The organism is Rhodococcus sp. IEGM 1366, from assembly GCF_033142425.1.
GTDB classification, from domain to species: Bacteria; Actinomycetota; Actinomycetes; order Mycobacteriales; family Mycobacteriaceae; genus Rhodococcus_F; species Rhodococcus_F globerula.
Window position 1 is genome coordinate 110564 of record NZ_JAWLRZ010000007.1, and the last position, 21174, is coordinate 131737.

Sequence of the window (21174 nt, forward strand, 5' to 3'; positions counted from 1 at the left end):
ACCGGCCCGCTTGCACGCACCGCGACTTGCCATTAATCTCATATCCATAATATGGAAGGAATGAAACCACATGATGGAAATTCTTGATTCAGCACCTCAGGACATCTCTTCCGCTGGACCCACACTCCGAGTGGCGTCCGCACAGTTCTTCTCCGGAACCGACGTGGCCGCGAATGCGCAGATTGTCGTGAACTACTTACGCGCCGCGCACGATGCGGGCGCAAAACTTGTAGTCTTTCCCGAGAACAGCAACCGCGTTCGTGATTACACCGACCGCGAAGAATGCTGGGAGAAGTCCGAGAGGTTGGACGGCGAGTTCGTCACCACCATTTCGGCCGCCTGCGCCGAACTCGGTATGTACGCGGTGGTGGGCGTCGACCTGAGCGACGAGATCAAGCCGAACGTCCGTATCGCCTCGGTTCTGATCGGGCCGTACGGCGACATCGAACATGTACATCACAAGACTGTTTTCTGGGATTACGAATACACCCTCTTCGTTCCCGGCACCAAACCCCTGAAGGTGATCGACACCCCCATCGGCCGCATCGGCCTGCTGATGTGTGCGGACGGCATCGTCCCCGACGTTCCCCGGGTTCTCGGTCTCCTCGGCGCCCAGATCTTCTGCAATTCGCTCAATTCCCGTGGGCCGGACGAGGTACGGGTCCATGTACCACTCCGCACCCTGGAAAACCATGTCTGGCATATCTCCTCCAATACCGTCGGCGGCCCAGCCGACGGTTGGCCGTGGATGGGTGGATCCCAGGTCGTCTCCCCTCGTGGAGAGATCTTGGCCTGCGCCGGCGAGGAATCCGAGGGCCTCATCTGGGCCGACATCGACGTCGACGCTGCCGACGACAAGAACGTGCCCGGCTTCACCGACGTCTTCGGGTGGCGCCGCCCCGATCTCTACGGCGACTTGATGGTCCCCCACGACGAGTTGCCCGTCGCCGACATGCTCGGTGCGCTCTCACCCGACATGCCTGCCAAGCCTGTCGATGTCGCCACCTTGCAGGTCTCCTGGTTCCACAACCAGGAATGGACGATTCAGAGGGCCATCGGGCAGATTGCCCACGCAGCCAAGCAAGGCGCACAGTTGGGCGTACTGCCTGAACTGTTCTGCTTCAAGCCCGGCGAAGTCGATACCGACCCCGCTGCTGCGGCAACCACCTCCGCCGAGGTACTCAGCCGGATTCGCGCCGCAGCCACCGAGCATTCCTTCTGGGTAGCCGTACATCTCGTCGCGCGGGACGGTGACGAGTTCTATTCCACCGCGTACCTGATCGACGCGGACGGCGAGATCGCACTCGAGTATCGCAAGACGCACCTCGATACCGCAGAAAGCCTGTGGGCCACTGCCGGCGACGAGCTCCCGGTCGCACACACCGCACTCGGTTCCATCGCTTTGATGATCGGTAACGAAGTATGGGTCCCCGAAGTCATGCGACTGCTGACGCTTCGAGGCGCCGAACTGGTCCTGCACCCCACCAGTTGGGATCGGCAGGAAGCCCCCGACATGGCGGCCACCGAGCGCACTGAGGAAAACCGCGTACACCTTGTCTCCGTCAATCGGCTCGACAGCCCGGCAAAGGTCGGTAGCCAAATCGTGCGCTCCGATCTCTTCATCCCCGGTCAGCCCATTGCACTCATGAGATACCCCTCGGCGCAGTGGACCCGGTACGGCTTCGAAGAGCAGCTGATACAGCGACTCGACCTTCGCGAATCGCACAGCAAGATGATGGGGCACTACCTCGATCCCGTCGGCACGCGCCAGCCGAACCTCTACGGCCCCCTTCTCGTTGAAAGGACGTCGGTTGATGTCTGATTCCACACTTACCGCCGCCGACGCCGACATGAACACCGTCGTCGTGGTCGGTATGGGCCCGGTCGGCATGGTCGCCGCGCTCAAACTCGGAAAGCTCGGGTACCAGGTCCTCGTCCTCGAGGCCGGCGACGATCTCGCCGAGGAATCCCGTGCCTCCACGTTTCATCCGTCTTCGCTCGAACTGCTCGAGGAACTCGGCGTGGTCGACGAACTTCGCGCCGTCGGCCTCGAAGCACCGGTATTCCAGTACCGCGAACGCGCTGGCGCCGTGCTCTCCGAGATGGACATGAGTCTGCTTGCCGGAGAAACGAAGTACCCGTTCCGACTCCAGAGCGAGCAGAACAATCTCACCCACATCATCCGCCGTCATCTGGAAACGATGCCGAATGTCACGCTTCAATTCTCCAGCCCGGTCGGTCGCGTCGAGCAGGGATTCGAGCATGTGCGCATATTCCTACCCGACACCGACCGCGACCACCCGATACGGGCGCGCTGGGTAGTCGCTGCCGATGGTGCCCAGTCGAATATCCGTAAGAGCCTGGGAATTTCATTCGAGGGTCGGACCTACGACGAGCGTTTCCTGGTTATCTCGACGACTCACGAATTCCGGGACGACTTCCCGGACCTGGCATATGTCTCGTATATTTCCGACCCGGAAGAGTGGGGTGTGCTGCTGCGGACACCGAATCACTGGCGAGCGCTGTTTCCGGTCCAGGACGACGAAAGTGACGAGTCCGCCCTGTCCCCCGACGCGATGGAAGCTCGTTTACAGCGAATTGCGCCGCAGCCCAGCCGATACGACGTACCGCACGCTTCGATCTACAAGGTCAACATGCGCGCAGCTGCCACATTCGCCTCGGGACACATCCTGCTCGCCGGCGATGCAGCACACGTCAACAACCCGCTCGGCGGGATGGGGATGAACAGTGGCATCCACGACGCCTGGGCCGCAGCAGAGGTCATCGATGCCGCGCTGACCGGCACAGATTCCACTCATGCCGCATCTCTCTACAGTGAACTGCGTCGCGACGCCGCTCTCAATCACGTTCAGGCACAAGCGCAGAAGAACTACGACTCGATGAGCGAAGATGACGATGCCGAACGCGAGGCCCGCGCGGACATGCTCTCCGCGATGGACCGCGATCTGCTCGACAAACGCGATCACCTGCGTACGGCCGCCATGTTCACGTCACTGCGCATCACCATGGGCCGCCTCGCCCGCGAACTGCGTGCCGTCCCCGCCGCAACCAGGCCTGCCGGACGACGACTCTCCGAAATGCTTTGCTACGAAACAGTTCTAGCCCCCGGCGCGTACGACGGTGTCTCGGCCAAGGCCCTCGACGCATCCGGTTTCACGGCCGGTTACGTCTCTGGTGCAGCGGTGTCCGCGGCGGCACTAGGCCAACCCGACCTGGGATACCTCGGACTTGCCGAGATGGCCGAACAGGTGCGTCGCATGACCGCGGTCAGTGACATCGCTCTGATCGTGGACGGTGACACCGGTTACGGCGGAGTACTTCAGGTCGGTGAGGCCGTCACCCGTCTCGAACGTGCCGGTGCCGCGGCCATCCAATTCGAGGATCAGGTCGCGCCCAAACGTTGTGGACATCTGACCGGTCGCCAGGTGGTGCCGATCGAGGAAATGGTCGCCAAGATCGAGATCGCCTCCAGTCGCAGAAGATCTGCGCTGATCATCGCCCGCACCGATGCACTCTCGGTCGACGGTATCGACGCGGCACTCACCCGAGTGCGCGCCTATGCCGCGGCCGGCGCCGACCTGGTGTTCGTCGAAGGCGCCTACAGCGAGGAGTTGCTACGCGCCATCCATGACGCGATCCCCGGCACTCCACTGGTGATCAACGTCAGCGAAGCCGGCGACCACTCCGCACTGCCCCATCCGCGGATTCTTCGCGAACTCGGTGTTGCACTGATGATCTACCCCGTAGCACCGATCCTTGCGTCCGCCGAGTCGATCACGGCCATGTACACACAGATCCGCGCCACCCGATCCTCTGGCCTCTCGCAACGGGATTGGGATCGGTTCACTGCACTGACCGGGCAGGATGCGCAACTTGCACAGAGCGCCGGATTCGCTACGTCGGCAGTGACCCACATCAACCCCACACCCTCGAGGAGTCTCGCATGACCGCCACCGCTGGCAGCGTCGCATCCATCAGCAAAGGCAGGCGTTTTGCGCTGATCGTCCCCTCCACCAACACCTCGGTCGAGCGGGAGTTCCACCACATCCGCCCGCAAGACTGCTCCTGGCACACCGGCCGGATCATGATCAAGGCTGCGGCTCTCGATTCCGCGGACGCCTTCGGTCTGTTCCGTGAGGATCTCAACGCTGCGTTGCCGTCGGCACTCGAGATCGTCATGACTGCCAACCCGGACTACATCGTCATGGGAATGTCCGCAGAAACCTTCTGGGGTGGCGTCGCCGGCAACGCTGCGTTCGAACAGAACGTCCGCGAACTCACCGGCCTCGACGTGACCACCGGCGCTACGGCTGCTGCTGAGGCCCTGAAAGCATTCGGCGCCAAGAAGATCGGCATCGTCACCCCTTATCAGCCGGTCGGCGACGAGCAGGTTGTTGCATACTTCACCGAACTCGGATTCGACGTTGCCGGTATCCACGGGCTGAAGTCTGCATCTGCGACGTCCATCGCCGACGAAACACCCGAGGACATCCGGGCCGCGTTCCTGGCTGTCGACGGACCCGATGTCGACGCGCTCATCCAGGCGGGTACCAACCTCGAAGCCATCGCGGTTGCTGCCGAACTCGAAAAGGAACTCGGCAAGCCCGTCATCGCCATCAATCTCGCCACTGTGTGGCATGCGCTGCGCGCCAATGGCATCAACGACAAGATCGCGGGCCACGGCTCACTCCTCGAACGTTTCTGACACTCTCCGCCCGGCACTTGAAAGGATCAACCACGATGTTCCGTCACGTCGGACTTCTCACCTTCAACGACGAGGCCACTACCAACAACCGCGACGGCATCGCCGAGGCACTGCGCGCGTTACCCGGCCAGATCCCCGGGTTGCAGAAGGCAGAGGTATCCATCGATGCCGGTCTGACCGAGGGCAATGCCGACCTGATGTTCACGATGACTTTCGATTCGAAGGCCTCATGGGAGGCATACCGAACGCACGCCGCACACGTCGCGGTGCTGACCGACCACATCAAACCTGTTCTCTCGTCGAAGACGTTTGTACAGATTGACGAAGACTTTCAGTCGTGACCGACCAGATCACCACGATCGCCGGCGCCGATCTCTCCGGGGATTACACCTTCTCCGGATTCGGCGGCTCCCTCCCCCTCGGGTCCCGCCCGGCGCTGGTGATCGTCGATCCTGCCAAGGCATACTCCGAACCGTCATCACCGCTGTATGTCGGTGCCGAAGAAGTGGTTACGCGTATCCGGACACTCCGGGCTGCCGCCTCGGCTGCAGGAATACCGGTCTATCTGACCCAGGTGCTCTACGACGACGACGCGGGCGTTCTCGGCGGCTTGTTCTTCTCCAAGGTTCCGGCATTGCGCCACTTCGTCGCGGGTAACCCCTTCTCGGACTTCATCGACGGACTCGAACCCCAACCTGGCGAGATGGTGATCACCAAGCATTACCCGAGCGCCTTCCACGGCACTTCACTGGCCGCGGCCCTGACAGCCACCAAGATCGACACCGTGCTGATCACCGGGTTCTCCACCAGCGGATGCATTCGCGCCACCACTATCGATTCACTGCAACACGGCTTCGTGCCCGTTGTCGTCTCCAACGCTGTCGGCGATCGCCATCGAGAAGCGCACGATTCGAACCTGCGAGACATCGCGGCCAAGTGCGGAGAAGTGCGGAGTCTCGATCAGGTACTCGCCTATCTTCGTACTCGCAGCGAAGCCTGACGTCGTCACAGAAGAAAGTGCAGTCAGCGCGGCAGCAGCATCGCAGCGTTCGCCATCACCAGTGTTCGGCGCCGTAATCCGCGAGGTCACACTACCGTGCCGGTATGGACACCAAAGCTCACATCCTCGCCGAACGTCGGGAACTGGTCTCGTTACTGGAGACGTTGAGCCCCGACCAGTGGTCAGTCCCGTCACTTTGCGGACACTGGTCGGTGCGCGACGTTGCGATACACGTGTCGATGGATTCCGTTACGATGCCTCGCTATTTCCTTGCAGCGCTGCACAATCTATCCGCTAACCGTGTCAACGAACGCTACGTCACCGCACAGAATGACGTGCCGACAGACATCCTCGTCGATCGTCTCGCAGCTTCCGCGACCACGAGTTGGTTCGCAAGATATGCCCCACGCCTCACCCTTTCCGACCATGTTGTGCACCAGCAGGACATCAGGCGACCGCTCGGGTTACCTCGAACGATCGATCCGGAGCGTCTACGACTTGTACTCGATCGACCCGATCCCTTTGCACAGCCGCGTCGATTCACCAAGGGCCTCCGGTTCACTGCTTCCGATCTCCCCTGGGAACACGGCACCGGACCAGAAGTCCACGGGCGAGCGGAGGCGCTGGCCCTCGCAATGGTCGGGAGGGCATCGGTGCTCGACGATCTTGAAGGCGACGGCGTTGATGTTCTCCGCGCCCGCATGTCTCACAACGGCAACTGACGCTTCAACACCAATGGAGCGTGCTTCAGTCGGCGACAGCGGTGGCATACTCCGGTCGCCCGGTGGGCCGGTAAACCTGAATTGTCACGCCCTTTGACGTGACTCGCGAGTCGACCAGGTCCAGTGCGATATCCGGTCCCGACTCGGGGAATAGCCGCGTGCCCTGGCCGATGATCATGGGATAGATGAGCAGGGTGATCTCGTCGACGAGCCGGTTGTCGAACAGCCAGCGAACGACGTTGCCGCTGCCGTGTACCTGCAACTCACCGCCAGGCTTGGCTTTCAGCTCGCGGATGGCCGTCACAAGGTCGCCGGAGAGAACGGTCGTATTCGCCCAACCCGGTCCGGTGAGCGTTGTCGATGCCACGTACTTGGGCCGCGTGTTCAATGCCTTTGCGATGGGGTTACCCGAATCTTCCATCACTCCCCAGTATCCGGCGAAGATCTCATAGGTTCGCCGTCCGAACAGGAAGGCGTCGGCGCGCTGGTAGACGTCCTTGACGAACGTCGTACCCTCGATGTCTTTGCCGAACAGTGGCAGCGCCCATCCGCCACGCTCGAATCCGCCTCTGCGGTCTTCATCCGCCCCGCCGAGCCCCTGCATAACGCCGTCGAGGGAGACATTAGTGATGGTCGTCAGTTTCATGGCCGCAATTCCCTTCTCCACCATCGAGTGTTCACGGGCATCCTCGAATATCACTGACCTAAGCTTGCTCGGACGAGGTCCAGGGCGTCAATCTGCGACGAGTTGCATCCCATTGATCGCCCGTCCGGCGCCCCGCTCTCGCTGCCGTCCGATGACATAGCGGCCTGGCGCGATACCAGTGGCGCCATGCTCTGGGTGGATGAGATAAGCAGTCACGTGGGTATCAAGGATGCCTAAAGCAAGACCCCGGGAATCTCTCACCGGCGACGACCACGTGCACACACCTTCGTCGGCGACCAGGCTGTGCGGATTCCCGCCCGCCGCACTGCGTAGCAACTCCACTCCGGAGAGTGGTACGTTCACCGACCTCGTCCACGCTGCGGGCGAGACGATCTTGGCGACAAGCGAATACGGGACCACGATGAGATCACCTTGTGCCTGCAAGCCGTCAACGACGGGTATGGATACTTCTCGGTCGAGATAGTCGAAGACATCGAGGCCCGTGAGGGCAGTGAGCGCGGACAAAGTCATGGTCGAATTCATATGAATCACCTGGGAGTTCATAGTTTGATGTTCGGGAATTACGGTTCAGAATTTTGTATTCGCGGCTGGGTCAGGTTCGACGAACGAGTCGGGCGTAATCGGCACCGGCTATGCCGTAGGTCCAGCCTGCAGCGTCCAGGGCTGACGAGAACCATCCGGGGACGTAGAGCCCGTAACGACGACGCCGCCCGTCGCGTTCAGGAGAGCCGTTGACTGCAAGCAGGATTCGACCACTACGTCCCCAGCCGTCGGGCGAAGCATAGAGTTGAAGCGTGTGCCCGGCATTGCCGGGATCATCAGCTTGGTCGACCAGTGCGAGTCCAGCCGTATCGATGTAGGTGTCCCATCCGATGCGCTCGATCGCACAGCGGCGGACCTCGATATTCCGTTCGTCCGCAATGCGTTCGGCCGTCGGATCGAGAACTACCCAGCTGGGAACAATCGTCCCATGCTGAACGTAGACGCGGTGTCCGTCGTCGAATTCAATTGCTGGAGAATCCGAATGATGCAACCGACGTTCGTTGTGCACTCGGCCCGGTGTGGGTTCGGTATGCAGGACGGTGGGCCTTTCCGACATGACGCATATGGTGTCGAACGCCCACCACCATCCGGTTGCACCAGCCAGAGCGGTGTGAATGTCAAGTAGTTCGTCATCGTCGGAATGGAAAGAAGTAAGACCGCATCGACGGTAGGCGTCGTAGTAGGCGATTCGATGAGCTTCCTGCTGTCCGTACCACGTCACGCTTCCCGGGACGGGAGTCGACATCGTCCGTATCGCAGCCGCAACCCCGTCGAATAGTGTGGTGTGCAACGAGTCCCAGACAGCTGCTCTCATGATCCGATCGGGGCTGATTCCCAGCCGAACCGCATCCTCGGGAGACTGAGTACGTGCAGTGTCGATCCCCCAGCGTTCGTTCGGCCAGTCTGATCTTCGACGCTCGATGTGCGCATCCATGCGGCTGCGTAAGTCCGAAAACATGCTCGCAATGCGGGCGGAAGCGCAGCGAAGTCGGTTGCTGTCCAACGACATCGACAAGCCTTCGGCCACAATCAGATCTGATCCAGCTGGGGGCGAAGGAACCCAGAGGAACTCCGGCTCCGGAAATCCTGATCGCCGATACAGTTGCGCGACAGCCCATTCTGCAGTGTCGCGGTCGGAGGGGCGTGCGCAGAGACCGTGTTCCAGCCACTCGTTCCGCACAGCATCAACGTTGCTGGTGAATGATGCTCGGTGTCGCGACACCGAGTACATCGGCGCGGCGCTCACGCGATGGTGGCGGTGTCGGCCTTTCGTGTAGTCATAGTTATCGAGGGTGACACGAGGAAGCGCGGAACGCAAGGCCGGTACCTCATCAGCCGAACACCGACCAGCAGATGTCATTCCGTAGCCGCTGGTCATCAAGTACCAACTCACGAATCGATACCGGGAGCTGGTCGCGCTGCCACTGGCACTCGAGTCGGCCCGCAGCCTCATCGTCTTCCGTCGCAACAGCACGTGCGGCCTTGATCGCGTAGGCGGCAGCACCAAGTTCGTGCGCGGCGACGTGTGCGACGGCTCCGGCCTGTCCGGCAGCGTACGCAGCATGCCGCGCCGGCCCACGCAGGTCCCGAGCCGCGCCCATTGCATGACCGCCCGCAGCGCGAGCTTGCATCATCGTGACCTCACCCCGCACCCAGGCTCGCGCACCCTCGATCGCTTCACGCGGCCGCGGATCCTGCGGCTGAACCGACTCGAAAAGGTGAAGGACGTGCTCGGCGCACGATGCCGCCCAGAGAGCGAGGAGATGGTGATCGGAATCTGTGAGGGTCCCACCACGACGGATCGTCACGAAGCGCGGATCCCGGACCTTCGGGAGGATCATGGTTCGTACGCTCCATCTGCTCGCGGCGGCCAAACACTGCTTCCTGGGGAACTCGGCAGAGACTTTGCCGCCCTTGACAATTACTCGGAGACAATTGCTCGGAGACAATTGCTCGGAGACAATTGCTCGGACGGCTCTACGTTACTTGACCAGGCGAGGTGGATGAATTGCTCGCGCCGTCAGACTCCGTCGTCGGTTCGGCGTCGACGTCAGTGGTACCCAGCCTCGAGAGTTGCGCCGGGTCGCGTCGTGAAAGCCGGATACCGAGAAGCCAACCGACAGCCAGGCTCACAGGCGTGACGGCGACGAGCACCACGTTCACTGCGGTTCCAGCGGCAGTAATCAACTCCATCTGGTCCACGATCAAATACGTTGCATAAGTCAACATCAGAAGAGCGGATACGGGAGCTACGAGCACCCTCCAGACCGAATGCCCGCGACGATCGTTCCAGAAGAATGCGATAACTGCCGCGGCCGCCATGACCTGAAGCACGACGATGCCGACGATACCGGGCGAGTTCACCCACAGCAGGAGCTCGAGGTAAGGGTCGGCGCCGACGACTACGAACACGACGATTACCACCATCGCCAGGAGACTCTGTACCGCGCTGGCCACATAGGGGGACTTGTAGACCGGGTGTAGTTTGCCCAGGAACTGGGGCAATACACGTTCGCGCGAAAGCGCAAAGACGTAGCGGGTGATTGCGTTGTGGAACGCGAGCAGGCTGGCGAGAATGCTCGTGATGATCAACAGCTCCATGAGGGTGCTCGCCCAACCTCCGACGTAGTGCTCGATGGCGTTGAAGTACATACCGGCGGGATCGTTAGCCGCTAGCTCGAGAGCCTGATCCGGTCCGTACGCCTGGATGATGATCCACACCATGAATGCGTAGAAGAGACCCAGGAAGGCCACCGCGATGTAGGTCGCCCGCGGAACCGTCCGAGCGGGATCTTTTGCTTCTTCCCGGTACAGGGCAGTCGCTTCGAATCCGATGAACGCAGCAAAGGCCAGGGTCAGCACCCCACCGAGACCGGGGCTGAATACGTTAGACGGCGCAAAGGAGTCGAGATCAATTCCCACGGCGCCGCCTTGAAAAAGAACGGCGGCTGCGAGCAGCACCAGAATCCCCGTCTCCGCGGTCAGCAACAGGATCAGGAACCGAGCGCCGAGATGTACCGATCGAGATCCGAGGAACCAGACCAAGGCAACCCCGATTAAGGACCACACTCCCCACGGCAGATCCAGCCCAACCAAGTCCGCCATGGTTGACTGCGCGAAATAGCCTAGGGCCCCGAAGATTCCGATCTCGAGGGCGTTGTAGGACACCAGCGCAAGCACCGCTGCGGCCAGGCCCCACCGAGGGCCGAGCCCGACGGAGATATAGGCGTAGAAGGCGCCTGCATTGTGGATGTACTTGCTCATCGCAGTGAAGCCGATTGCAAACACTCCTAGTGCGAGCCCGGCCAAAATGTATCCGCCGGGGGCCCCGATGCCGGCAATGTTCAAGGCCAGAGGCGCAACCCCTGCCATCACCAGTAATGGCGCCGCCGCCGCCACGACAAAGAAGACGATGCCGGCGGTGCCGAGGACGCCTCCTTCCAGCTTCAGAGCGGGTTCGGGTGCAGTTTTCTTCATGAGCAACTTCTCCAGTCAGGGCGAGGGGCGACTATCCGAAACAGGCAGATATGGGTGCAACCAGAATTAATCGAATCAGTTTCGATTATGGTAGATCGTTGTGACTGGCGCCACAAGGGCATAATCGAATGAACTTCGATTTGAGAGGTGGGGGGACGATGGGAAGACCGCGCATCGCACGTCTGGACCGCGAACGAATTGCGGAGGCAGCGCTCGCGCTCGTCGATCGTGACGGCGACTTCAAAATGCCTGATCTTGCAAAACACCTGAATGTGCAGGTGTCATCCATCTATCACCATGCAAAGGGTCGCGCGGCCGTGGTGGAACTCGTTCGAAACCGCGTCGTACGGGAAATCGACGGGTCGGCGTTCGAGCGCCTAACCTGGGACGACGCGTTTACTGCATGGGCTCGATCGTATCGATCCGCGTTCAGTAGACACCCCACCTCGATCCGCCTCCTCGCTACGGAGACGGTGCGTGATCCCACGTCGCTATCGGTCTACTACGCTCCCGCAGAAGGCCTCCGGAAAGCCGGATTCCCGGACGACCACATCTTGGCGGTCATCACCGCTGCCGAGAACTTTCTCCTCGGCGCCGCACTGGATGCAGCGGCACCGGAAGTCATGATCGAAGCGGACTCGACAACACCCGACGACGCTCTGACTCTGGCGCTTGCTGCGGCGCCGCGGGGTCCAGCCAGAGCCGAGCAAGCCTTCGAACTCGGTTGGATGGCTCTGCTGTCAGGCTTTCGACGCCTCCTCGAGGAAGTGCACGAGACATCGGCGCGCCCAGCGTCCTCCTCGTGAGCAGCTGTGGCAGATCCAGGCATGCGCCATGACAAGCAGCGCTCAGTGAACTTGCCTACCTCCCAACCACGTTCGGGAGACAACCAAGTCGCTGAGCTCCTTGGCGGAGCCAAGTTGGCCGGGATCGACGGGAAGCTGGATCATGTCGGCTCGCATTCCCGGCCGAAGGCAACCCCACATGTCCTCTTCGAATCCCTGATAGGCGACGCCCGCCGAGTATGTTGCCAGGGCCCAATCGAGGCCGACGCGTTCGCGAGGTAGCCATCCTTCACTCGGGATACCAGCCGGCGTCTGGCGGTGAATCGCAGTGGCAATTCCCTTGATCGGCTCGAAGGCGGTGATGGGCCAATCGCTGCCGAATGCCACCCGCGCGCCGCGCTCAGCGAGGGTTCCGATGCGATATTGGCGGTCACCACGGTCGGCGCCGATCCGCGGAATGGTCAGCTCCGTCATCAGCGGGTCGAGCTGGGCCCATAGCGGCTGAAAGTTGGCGATCACTCCCAATGACGTGAATCGGTCCAGGTCGTTGCCATCAACCAATTGGAGATGCGCGATAGTGGCGCGTCGATCACGCGGGCCATTACATCGATCGACGTATTCGATTGCATCGAGGGCCATGCGTACACCTGCATCGCCGATGGCATGGATATGAATCTGAAAACCCAACCGGTCCACTTCAGCGGCAGCTCGACCGAGTTCATCGGTTGTCCAATTGCTGATTCCGTGGGAATGCGGGCAATCCGTGTACGGCGCGAGGAGCGCTGCCGTTCCGGCCTCGATGACACCGTCGGCAAAGTACTTCACCGTTCCTGCCTTGACTGCGTCGCCACCCCGTTCTGCGACCTTCTGCCGGGCTTCGACAAACGCCGGCAGGTCGCCCTGCCAACTCTCAGGTGTCGCTCGGAATGCAAGATTTACCCGGGTGGACAGGCGCCCACTTTCAGCGGTGGCCAGCCAGATCTCGACATCGCCTGGTTCGGTCCACGCGTCCTGCACCCAGGTGATACCTGCTGCGGCAAGCATTTTCGATGCTGCCGCAAGCGAATCAACTCCCACATCGAGGGTTACGGCGGGCAATAATGCCAGTACCGGGTTGATCGCTCCCCATTCACGTAGGGTCCCGAGCAACTCACCGTCCGACGTTCGCACGATCTCTCCGCCGACCGGATCCGGCGTATCGCGCGTCAACCCGGCGCTTCGCAGTGCAGCGCTGTTGACCCACGCGGTGTGATAGTCCATCGTGCGCAGGACGACGGGCCTGTCCTCGACCACGCTGTCGAGCCAGCGAGCATCGAACCGACCGCCCGGAGCGAGGGTAGGCGACACGCCCTCACCGAATATGCACTCGGCGTCGGGGTTCTCATCCGCCCAGCGACGCACCTCCTGCAAGACCTCATCGACGCTGTTGCAGTCGCGAATCTTGGCACCACGCATTTCCAGGCCACCCATCAACGGGTGAACATGGCCGTCGCCGAACGAGGGCAGTAGTGCCCCACCCTCCAAATCGATGACTTCGGTTCGCGTCGACTTCAATGCACGAGCCTGCTCCCCCAGTCCAACCACGCGACCGCCGACCACAGCGAGCGCGTCGCTGACCGTCTGCACCGAATCCCCCGTGCGTATCGTGCCTCCGACAAAAAGTAGTTCGGCCTCCACCTACCGCACCTCCATGCATTAATCGAATTTGATTCGATTAATTTAGACGGCAGATTCATCGACGTCAATAGCAGTTTCCACGTTGCGATTTGAGTGCTTTACGGCGATTTCTTCTATAGATGGGTGTGGGTCAAACGCGAGGCAATGCGTCAACGCCACTCAGACAACCGTCCGGTACGGCCTTCCTTGCCGTGATCTACCGGCGCCGCAAATTCACACCACACCCCGACCGCCCCTACGACGCGGTGCGGTCGGATTTGTTTGCAACACAAGCAGTGTCACCAGAAGATGTCGGCGACCTGTCCGACGCGCAGGTCGAACGCATCGGCACCACACTGATGTTACTCGAGGAGAAGATGGAAGAGTTGCGCGAGCATTTTGATCCGACGCCCGAAGACCTCAACATCGATCTCGGCCCCCTCGGACCATTTCTTGCCGACGAATAAGTTTTCAGGGATGTTCGGCTGTCGCCAGCCACGCCGGAGCCAGAAGCCTGTCGCGGGAATCGAAACCCAGCCCTTCGACGATAGCAGCCAAGGGTGAGTTAGCTTGGCGTGCAAACTCTCCGCGGGTGAACGCCGTGGTGTAAGTGGTACGTTCGAGGTGCCGGACGATCCAACCAGCGTCGGCCAGCGTTCGACGCAGATTGTCCTCACTGATTCGATAAGGACCAGGAAATTCCTCTGGAACCTCGTCCGAGAAGCACACCAGGTGAAGCCGGGCTTGGGGTCGGCAGGCTCGTAGTACTGCCTCGGCATACGGTTGGCGCTGATCTTCCGGGAAGCAGTGGTACAGCGCGCTGTCGAGAACAGTGGTGAACCGATTCTCGTACCCATCAAGCGTCATGGCGTCGGCAACATCAAAATCCACTGCCTTCTCGAGTCCCCGCAGACCGGCGCGTTCGCGTGCGATCCCAATCGCCGTAGGTGAGGCGTCGAGTGCACACACCTGGTACCCACGGTCGGCAAGAAACAGAGCGTTTTCACCCAAACCACAACCAATATCAAGGACTTCACTCGCTAACTGGCCGTCGGCTTCGAGTTTCCGAACCACCGGTTGTGCTTCACCGATATCCCATGGCACTCGGTCGAAGTCGAGTTCGTTGCGCTGTGCAGCGTCAGGCAACTCCGTATTGCGCGCAAAGGCATCGAAGTCGCCGCGATACAGCGCATCAAAATCGGCTGAACTCGGTTGGCGAGGCGATTGGGGTCCGTCGGCGGTCACAACCTGCTCCTCCTACGCGTTGGCAACCTGAGCTTTACGGGTAGCCCTGCTCATCCAGCCCTAAACCCTTGCTCGGATTCTTGGCACATGCGTGGGGGGCTTCGCATCGTCTTGACTGGTGATGCGAAGCTTAGGCGCGGTATTTAGTTCCGGCGCAGCCGGATTCAGCCTCGGTGGACCGGGCCTTGGCGGGTTGTGGAGCGGCGGGGTCGTTGTTTCGGGTCGATCGCAACTGGTGGGATGAACCATGGTTTGTGATCATCGCCCATTTTGATTTCCCAGATGCTGCGGAACCCACTGGTGCTGTGGATCAATCGGTGATGATTCCGGCAGAGGAGGGCGAGGTTGTCCATCACCGTCAAGCCTCCGGTTGACCACGGATTTATGTGGTGGGCGTCGCACCAGGCGGGTACCGCATCGCAGTTCGGGAAGGCGCAACCTTTGTCCCGGGCGATCAGCGCCGTTCGTTGTTCTGCTGTGACGAGACGCTTATGTGGAGTCGCATCCAACGGTGCGCCATTGCCGTCCATCAACACGGTCGAGAGCATGCAATCGCAGGCGAGCATCCGGGTGAGGCTAACGCTGAGTGGTCCCATCCAGGGCATGTATCCGACGTCAAGATCTTCGAAATCAGGCTCGTCGTCATCGAATGCACTGCCGTAGAACTCGGCATCGCCGAAATTGGCATCGCTACCTGATGCGGTATCGCTGCGCGTGGTGGCGCATTCCCGATGCTCGGCAAGGTCTTTCGCGGTGATATGCACATTCACATGCGGACGCTGACCACCGTCAACACCGGTCATGGCATTGTCGAGGTACCGACGGATCAGTTCCGTGAAGGCATCCGCGGTGCGTTTGGCAGCTGATCGCTGATCCGGGGTCCCGTCAGCAGCCGGTTTCGGCATCGACAAACCCGAGAGAGCCGACAACAACATTTCGCCGGTCAACGCGTCGAAATCGCCCTTGATAGCGACCCGCCCGTTCAACGTCGGCGAAATCCGCAAGACATTGAGGTCGTCGTCCTCACCGGGTGGGGTGTCGTCGGATTCGAAGATCCGCTCGAGAACCGCAATCGCATACCGCAGTTTGATGGTGGTCGCCTCGACACCCGACGCGGCAGCGAGAAGGGTTGCCATGCAGGACGGTAACGCGTTCTCAGGCATACCTTTTGGTGGTGATTCGCAGAATGCCACGATTATCGCCGCATGATCGAACGAGAGGTCACCGGCCTCGAATTGAGCATTAATGTCCGGAAACCCTCGCAGCGCGGCACCGAGAGCGGCGATCTTGTTACCCGCCGCGTTCTGCAGCATCGTGTTCGCCGCCAACCAGCGCCCCACACCGCGGTAGCAGAGCACCTGCTCGTCCGGATTGAGCGCCAACTCATCCACTGCGGCAACCCGAATCGCTTCCAACCGAAGAATTTCCGCAGATACACAGACTGCAACGTCCCGAACCTCGGCTGGGCGTAACCGCCACAACCTGCCGCGCACACCCACAGCCGAACCAGCAACAACATCCCCCACCAAAGTTGAATCACAAACCGTCGTCATCAAGGCCTCCCCACCCTTGACACAAGTATACTCGAACAAACATTCGATTCAAGGGATATTTCGGGCACATTTCACGCGTAGACACGAACAATCACAACGGCCACCTCTGGCGAAAGAGATTCTCAGCCAGTGACATTGATCAACCGGATCCGGGACAACAACTTTCAGCGCGTCACCGGCGCACTCCAGAGCCCGACGAGCGCGTCGACGATATCCGTCGTGAAATCATCCCAGCTCGAGACCTCTACCGATTCGTCGCCGGCAAGGAGCCTTTCGCGTTCGGCACACATGTGCAGCATCACATACCGCGCCATTTCACCGCGGGCGCGCCGAACATCGTCCGGCATGTCGGGCAGACAAGCGGCGAGCGCGCCGAGCATCTTTTGCAAGAGCTCCGATGACGAAACATCTTCGTAGACAACGGCCCGCAGCGTGGGATCGGCCATCAGCTGAACACTGAACCGCGCATACCACGCGGGTCCGGTCAATTCGTTGTAATGATCAGTGGACGCTCGAACCAGACATGTGATCCAGTCACGGAGATCTGTCGAACCTTTGACGTCGGCCAGCAACTCCTTGCGCTTCTGCTCGATCGGCGCGGCATGTTTGTTCACGATTGCACGGAGTAGATCGATTTTTGTACCGAAGTGATATCCGACGGCGGCGTTGTTGCCCTGCCCAGCGGCCTCGCTCACCTGACGATTCGAGACGGCAAAGATCCCGTGCTCGGCAAACAACCGCTCCGCGACTTCGAGTATCCGCTCACGGGTTGCAACGGAACGAAGAGAGCCCGCTGGGGTACCCGAATCGCTGATCGCATCTTCAGTTCTTGCTGCCACATCTACCGCCACAGTCAGGTGCTCGGCACTATGTGCGCACCGAGACGTTGATCACCATCGACCTCGCAGCGCTTGCGCGAAGTCAGTCAGCTGCTTTAACTTTATTCAATCAGTTGACTTAATTCAAGACTTCTTTACTTTTCTCTGATGGAGCTTTCCAATGTCGATATCCACTTCTGAACCCAGTAAAGCCGCACCGCCGTCAACTACTGCCGTAGTAGCAATTCTGGCGTTTGCCGGCATCGTGGTCTCGCTGATGCAAACGCTGGTCATCCCGATCATTCCGCACCTTCCGGAATACCTGAACGCGTCCGCCTCGGACACAGCCTGGGTAGTGACCGCCACCCTCCTCGCTTCAGCCGTTGCCGTCCCGACGATGGGCCGGTTGGGCGACATGTTCGGCAAACGCCGCCTACTCCTGATCAGCTTGGCACTTCTGGTGGTCGGCTCGATTGTGGGTGCCATGAGTTCGAGCGTTGTCCCACTCGTCTTTGGGCGCGTCCTCCAGGGACTCGCCGCTGGTGTCATCCCTCTAGGTATCAGCATCATGCGTGACGTGCTTCCGCCCAAGAAGCTGGCCGGCGCCGTCGCGATGATGAGCGCAGCCATGGGAGTCGGTGGCGCACTGGGACTTCCGATCGCAGCTATGATCGCCGAATACGCCAACTGGCACGTTCTGTTCTGGGCATCGGCAGTCCTCGGCGCCATCGTGACGGGTCTGATCCTGGTCATCGTGCCTGAATCGACTGTCCGCACCGGCGGCAAATTCGACTTCGTCGGAGCCCTCACACTCTCGGTCGCACTCATCACCCTGCTTCTGGCGATTTCCAAGGGCAATTCCTGGGGATGGGCGAGCGCACTCACAGTCTCGATGCTCGCTGCCGCCGTCATCGCATTCGCCATCTTCGCCTGGTGGGAACTGCGCAACCCGAAGCCACTGGTCAACCTGCGCGTGTCAGCGCGTCGCCAAGTACTACTGACCAATCTCGCTTCCGCCGTCTTCGGATTCGCGATGTTCGCCTCCAGCATGGTGTTCCCCCAGGTTGTCCAACTGCCGGAAGCCACCGGCTTCGGACTCGGCGGGTCGATGCTCATCGCCGGTCTGGTCATGGCCCCATCCGGCATCATCATGATGCTCATCGCGCCGGTCTCCTCCAAGATCACCAACACCCACGGCCCCAAGATCACACTCATGATCGGTGCAGTCGTCGTTGCGATCGGATATCTCATCGGCATCTTCGCGCTGCACTCCATCTGGCAACTCGTCATGATCGCCCTCATCATCGGCGCAGGAACGGGCATGGCTTACGGCGCGATGCCAGCCCTCATCATGGGTGCGGTTCCCGCCTCGGAAACCGGTGCGGCCAACAGCTTGAACACCCTGATGCGCGCACTCGGCACATCGTTCGCCAGCGCAATCGCCGGCGTCGTCCTGGCTCAGATGACAATGACTCTCGGCGACACCACGCTGCCGACCGAGAACGCGTTCCGCGTCATCATGGCCCTGGCCGCGGGATCGGCCCTCATCGCGCTTTTCCTGGCAGCATTCCTGCCGAAGTTCCGTAACCCGGCCCGCGACGTTCCCGACTACGTACCCGCGGAACCCGCAGCGGCTCACTGAACCGACACCGACACAGTGCGAAAGCCGCCGGTACCCCATGGGGTAGCGGCGGCTTTCGTATTTCTTCGCTGCGATATATCTGCAGCATCCGTCACGTCAACATCCCAGAGGCGTCAACGAGCCGAAACCCAACCTACGCAGGGTTTCTGAGAGTCTTCTGAGTGCAGCCGGGGCTGTCTCGGTATTTCCCAGAACACGCAGGCGCTCGAGGTAGGTGCCCATTCCTGACCAAGAGTAAGTAAAGTACCCACGGTCTGCGATCGGCAAACTGGTCGTTCGACCCGTGCGTCGTGCCGCTCATTCAACCCTTTGGAGAAGTCAGATGCGTTTGCCCACCCAGCGGTCTCGCCGCCGCAGCACTGCCGCAGCGGCGCTGGTCGCCGCGACTGTGCTCGGGATCCTCTTGCCCTCGACCGCTCAAGCGCAACTCACCGGATCGGCCGGCTCGTCCGGTGGTGGCGTCAGCGGGACGCAGGCAGCGCCCCGAGCAGCGTTGCCCGGTTGGCGTGAAATCTTTGTCGACGACTTCACGACCGATGCTCCGATCGGTAGCTTCGCAAACGACGAGTGCAACAACCCCGGCAAGATCGTCTACACCGGAACCGAGAACACACGCTGGCGGACGTACCCCGAGTGCTACCTCGACACGTACAACAAGAACCCTTACCGCGCAGACGAAGTAGTGAGCGCACACGACGGCGTACTCGACTACTACCTCCACGACGTCGACGGCCGCCGTGCCGGAGCCAACATGTCCCCCGTCATCAATGGCAGCAGCCAGGCCCAGGTGTACGGGCGCTACTCGGCGCGCATCAAGGTCAGTCATCCGGCGATCACCGGTTACCGGTTGGCGATGCTGCTGTGGCCGGACTCCGAAGGATGGCCGGAAGAAGGCGAAATCAACTTCCCGGAGGGCCCACTGACGGGACCCATCTACGGCTTCCACCACTACGCCGAGGACGGCGCGGACGCGAACTCCCAGGCGCTCTCCGATGTCGACACCTCTACCTACGCGGATTGGCGTGTTGTCACGATCGAATGGACTCCGTCTGTTGTTCGATTCATGCTCGACGACAAGGTCTTGCTCGAGTCCACGCGGGGAATCCCCGATACCGCGATGCGTTGGCAGCTCCAGCTCGAGTCCAGCCTCTACCCGGCTCTTGGCGGCGGCAATTTCCTCGTCGACTGGGTGACAGTGCACGCGTGGGACGGCGCGTAACAATTCCTGACAGCTGGTCGAGGCACAAAGCTGTGCCTCGACCAGCCCAATGGGCGTAGATTCCCGTTTTCGGACCCGATTGCCTAGACTCCCAAAAGTCATCGAAAGTAAGGGAAGGCAAACCTGTGCGCACCGCGGTTACCGGAGGAGCCGGATTCATCGGCTCGACGCTAGTGGATCGCCTGCGCAAGGACGGTCACCAAGTGCTCGTCATAGACGACTTGAGCCGCGGCCGGGTAGACAACCTCGACGCGGCGCTCGCGACCGCAGATGTCGACCTCGAAGTTCTCGACATTCGGGACGACAAGATCGGTCCGCTGTTCGAGACGTTCGCTCCCGAAGTGGTTTTCCATCTCGCAGCGCAAATCGACGTGCGGCACAGCGTCGCCGACCCGATCAACGACGCCGACGCCAATATCCTCGGCACTGTGAAAATCGGATCTGCGGCGATCGCGGCACAAGCTCGCAAGATCGTGTTCATGTCTTCCGGCGGTTCCATCTACGGATCACCGGAACACCTGCCCGTCTCCGAGCACGCTCCGGTCAACCCGCTCTCGCCCTACGCATGCAGCAAGATCAGCGCCGAGAACTACCTCAACTGCTTCCGGCAACTCCACGGTCTGGATTGCTCACACATCGCCCCGGCCAACGTGTACGGACCCCGCCAGGATCCACACGGCGAGGCTGGCGTCGTCGCAATCTTCGCGCGCGAAATGCTTTCCGGCGGAAACACTTTCCTGTTCGGCGACGGTGGAAATACGCGGGACTACGTCTTCGTCGAGGACGTGGTGACGGCGCTGATCGCAGCATCGAGCACCGCGGGCTCGGGACAACGCTTCAATATCGGAACCGGAGTGGAGACGTCCGACCGCGAACTACACGCATTGCTTGCGCACGCCACCGGCGTCGCGGCAGAACCCACGTGGATGCCGGCGCGACTCGGGGATGTTCGCCGGTCCGCGCTCGACGCCGCACTGGCACGCACGGAATTGGGATGGACACCGTCGACGTCACTGTCGGAGGGGATCGCCCGCACCGTCGACTTCTTCCGGAAACTTGATACAACGTCGTCCGATACAGCACCGTCTTCCGATACAGCACCCTCGACGCTCGTCTGAAAA

Annotated in this window: 20 protein-coding genes; 11 read left to right on the plus strand and 9 right to left on the minus strand. The window is 61.0% G+C overall.

The genetic code is table 11. From position 1 onward, the window contains the following. Window positions 1-70 precede the first annotated feature (70 nt). From R4P64_RS21635 to R4P64_RS21660, 6 genes are all read left to right on the plus strand, one after another. On the plus strand, window positions 71-1822 hold the full coding sequence (locus tag R4P64_RS21635) for a carbon-nitrogen hydrolase family protein (RefSeq protein ID WP_317822662.1): 1752 nt from the start codon (window positions 71-73) through the stop codon (window positions 1820-1822). Next, a complete protein-coding gene (locus tag R4P64_RS21640; protein ID WP_317822664.1) occupies window positions 1815-3968 on the plus strand; it encodes an FAD-dependent monooxygenase in 2154 nt (717 codons plus the stop codon). The genes R4P64_RS21635 and R4P64_RS21640 overlap by 8 nt, the downstream gene beginning before the upstream one ends. Continuing rightward, window positions 3965-4726 (plus strand): aspartate/glutamate racemase family protein, encoded by a 762-nt coding sequence (locus R4P64_RS21645; protein ID WP_116103535.1) that lies wholly within the window; start codon window positions 3965-3967, stop codon window positions 4724-4726. Before R4P64_RS21640 ends, R4P64_RS21645 begins: the two co-directional genes overlap by 4 nt. Window positions 4727-4761: 35 nt before the next feature. Then, window positions 4762-5067, plus strand: a complete 306-nt coding sequence (locus tag R4P64_RS21650; RefSeq protein WP_045064484.1) for a Dabb family protein — start codon at window positions 4762-4764, stop codon at window positions 5065-5067. Beyond that, entirely contained in the window at window positions 5064-5726 is a 663-nt protein-coding gene (locus R4P64_RS21655; protein ID WP_233364604.1) for an isochorismatase family protein, read from the plus strand. The genes R4P64_RS21650 and R4P64_RS21655 overlap by 4 nt, the downstream gene beginning before the upstream one ends. A gap of 104 nt (window positions 5727-5830) precedes the next feature. Further along, the gene (locus R4P64_RS21660) at window positions 5831-6448 is read left to right on the plus strand and encodes a maleylpyruvate isomerase family mycothiol-dependent enzyme (protein WP_317822667.1); all 618 of its coding nucleotides are present in this window, start codon (window positions 5831-5833) and stop codon (window positions 6446-6448) included. A 25-nt stretch (window positions 6449-6473) separates the two neighbouring features. Here R4P64_RS21660 and R4P64_RS21665 read toward each other — a convergent pair whose 3' ends face one another. The 5 genes from R4P64_RS21665 to R4P64_RS21685 all read right to left on the minus strand — a co-directional run bounded on the left by R4P64_RS21665 (window position 6474) and on the right by R4P64_RS21685 (window position 11135). Further along, window positions 6474-7148 carry a dihydrofolate reductase family protein gene (locus R4P64_RS21665; RefSeq protein WP_317822669.1) on the minus strand — a complete coding sequence of 225 codons (675 nt, stop codon included), beginning with the start codon at window positions 7146-7148 and terminating at the stop codon, window positions 6474-6476. A 33-nt stretch (window positions 7149-7181) separates the two neighbouring features. Then, window positions 7182-7637, minus strand: coding sequence for a hypothetical protein (locus R4P64_RS21670; protein WP_317822670.1), 456 nt, complete (start codon window positions 7635-7637; stop codon window positions 7182-7184). A 70-nt stretch (window positions 7638-7707) separates the two neighbouring features. After that, window positions 7708-8904: a DUF6745 domain-containing protein gene (locus R4P64_RS21675; RefSeq protein ID WP_317822672.1), complete on the minus strand. Its 1197-nt coding sequence runs from the start codon at window positions 8902-8904 to the stop codon at window positions 7708-7710. Between the two features lie 85 nt (window positions 8905-8989). Continuing rightward, the gene (locus R4P64_RS21680; RefSeq protein WP_317822674.1) at window positions 8990-9499 is read right to left on the minus strand and encodes a putative immunity protein; all 510 of its coding nucleotides are present in this window, start codon (window positions 9497-9499) and stop codon (window positions 8990-8992) included. A 136-nt stretch (window positions 9500-9635) separates the two neighbouring features. After that, window positions 9636-11135: an APC family permease gene (locus tag R4P64_RS21685; protein WP_317822676.1), complete on the minus strand. Its 1500-nt coding sequence runs from the start codon at window positions 11133-11135 to the stop codon at window positions 9636-9638. Between the two features lie 158 nt (window positions 11136-11293). On the opposite strand from R4P64_RS21685, the gene R4P64_RS21690 reads away from it, so the two are divergent. Further along, complete coding sequence (locus R4P64_RS21690; protein WP_116103540.1) at window positions 11294-11941, plus strand: TetR/AcrR family transcriptional regulator; 648 nt, start codon at window positions 11294-11296, stop codon at window positions 11939-11941. Window positions 11942-11983: 42 nt separating this feature from the next. Here the strand turns inward: R4P64_RS21690 and R4P64_RS21695 are convergent, their stop codons facing one another. Then, window positions 11984-13597 carry an amidohydrolase gene (locus R4P64_RS21695; RefSeq protein WP_317822679.1) on the minus strand — a complete coding sequence of 538 codons (1614 nt, stop codon included), beginning with the start codon at window positions 13595-13597 and terminating at the stop codon, window positions 11984-11986. 119 nt (window positions 13598-13716) lie between these two features. Here R4P64_RS21695 and R4P64_RS21700 point away from each other — a divergent pair, with 119 nt between their 5' ends. After that, window positions 13717-14043 (plus strand): gas vesicle protein K, encoded by a 327-nt coding sequence (locus R4P64_RS21700; RefSeq protein ID WP_317822680.1) that lies wholly within the window; start codon window positions 13717-13719, stop codon window positions 14041-14043. A gap of 4 nt (window positions 14044-14047) precedes the next feature. Here the strand turns inward: R4P64_RS21700 and R4P64_RS21705 are convergent, their stop codons facing one another. The 3 genes from R4P64_RS21705 to R4P64_RS21715 all read right to left on the minus strand — a co-directional run bounded on the left by R4P64_RS21705 (window position 14048) and on the right by R4P64_RS21715 (window position 17213). After that, window positions 14048-14821, minus strand: coding sequence for a class I SAM-dependent methyltransferase (locus tag R4P64_RS21705; protein ID WP_317822682.1), 774 nt, complete (start codon window positions 14819-14821; stop codon window positions 14048-14050). A 164-nt stretch (window positions 14822-14985) separates the two neighbouring features. Beyond that, window positions 14986-16374 carry an HNH endonuclease signature motif containing protein gene (locus tag R4P64_RS21710; RefSeq protein WP_317822684.1) on the minus strand — a complete coding sequence of 463 codons (1389 nt, stop codon included), beginning with the start codon at window positions 16372-16374 and terminating at the stop codon, window positions 14986-14988. A 164-nt stretch (window positions 16375-16538) separates the two neighbouring features. Further along, complete coding sequence (locus R4P64_RS21715) at window positions 16539-17213, minus strand: TetR/AcrR family transcriptional regulator (protein WP_317822685.1); 675 nt, start codon at window positions 17211-17213, stop codon at window positions 16539-16541. 160 nt (window positions 17214-17373) lie between these two features. Between R4P64_RS21715 and R4P64_RS21720 the strand changes: the two genes are divergently transcribed. The 3 genes from R4P64_RS21720 (at window position 17374) to R4P64_RS21730 (ending at window position 21171) form a co-directional block, all read left to right on the plus strand. Next, entirely contained in the window at window positions 17374-18834 is a 1461-nt protein-coding gene (locus R4P64_RS21720) for an MFS transporter (RefSeq protein ID WP_317822687.1), read from the plus strand. Window positions 18835-19156: 322 nt separating this feature from the next. Further along, on the plus strand, window positions 19157-20053 hold the full coding sequence (locus R4P64_RS21725; protein ID WP_080711608.1) for a glycoside hydrolase family 16 protein: 897 nt from the start codon (window positions 19157-19159) through the stop codon (window positions 20051-20053). A 125-nt stretch (window positions 20054-20178) separates the two neighbouring features. Beyond that, window positions 20179-21171: an NAD-dependent epimerase/dehydratase family protein gene (locus tag R4P64_RS21730; protein WP_317822690.1), complete on the plus strand. Its 993-nt coding sequence runs from the start codon at window positions 20179-20181 to the stop codon at window positions 21169-21171. Window positions 21172-21174 lie beyond the last annotated feature (3 nt).

Bases quoted from the DNA above. Each gene is read 5' to 3' on its own strand.
- R4P64_RS21650 (WP_045064484.1), top strand. From the start codon at position 4,762: ATGTTCCGTCACGTCGGACTTCTCACCTTCAACGACGAGGCCACTACC.
- R4P64_RS21725 (WP_080711608.1), top strand. From the start codon at position 19,157: ATGCGTTTGCCCACCCAGCGGTCTCGCCGCCGCAGCACTGCCGCAGCG.
- R4P64_RS21700 (WP_317822680.1), top strand. From the start codon at position 13,717: ATGGGTGTGGGTCAAACGCGAGGCAATGCGTCAACGCCACTCAGACAA.
- R4P64_RS21660 (WP_317822667.1), top strand. From the start codon at position 5,831: ATGGACACCAAAGCTCACATCCTCGCCGAACGTCGGGAACTGGTCTCG.
- R4P64_RS21710 (WP_317822684.1), bottom strand. From the start codon at position 16,374: ATGACGACGGTTTGTGATTCAACTTTGGTGGGGGATGTTGTTGCTGGT.
- R4P64_RS21645 (WP_116103535.1), top strand. From the start codon at position 3,965: ATGACCGCCACCGCTGGCAGCGTCGCATCCATCAGCAAAGGCAGGCGT.
- R4P64_RS21690 (WP_116103540.1), top strand. From the start codon at position 11,294: ATGGGAAGACCGCGCATCGCACGTCTGGACCGCGAACGAATTGCGGAG.
- R4P64_RS21680 (WP_317822674.1), bottom strand. From the start codon at position 9,499: ATGATCCTCCCGAAGGTCCGGGATCCGCGCTTCGTGACGATCCGTCGT.
- R4P64_RS21640 (WP_317822664.1), top strand. From the start codon at position 1,815: ATGTCTGATTCCACACTTACCGCCGCCGACGCCGACATGAACACCGTC.
- R4P64_RS21635 (WP_317822662.1), top strand. From the start codon at position 71: ATGATGGAAATTCTTGATTCAGCACCTCAGGACATCTCTTCCGCTGGA.
- R4P64_RS21685 (WP_317822676.1), bottom strand. From the start codon at position 11,135: ATGAAGAAAACTGCACCCGAACCCGCTCTGAAGCTGGAAGGAGGCGTC.
- R4P64_RS21670 (WP_317822670.1), bottom strand. From the start codon at position 7,637: ATGAATTCGACCATGACTTTGTCCGCGCTCACTGCCCTCACGGGCCTC.
- R4P64_RS21720 (WP_317822687.1), top strand. From the start codon at position 17,374: ATGTCGATATCCACTTCTGAACCCAGTAAAGCCGCACCGCCGTCAACT.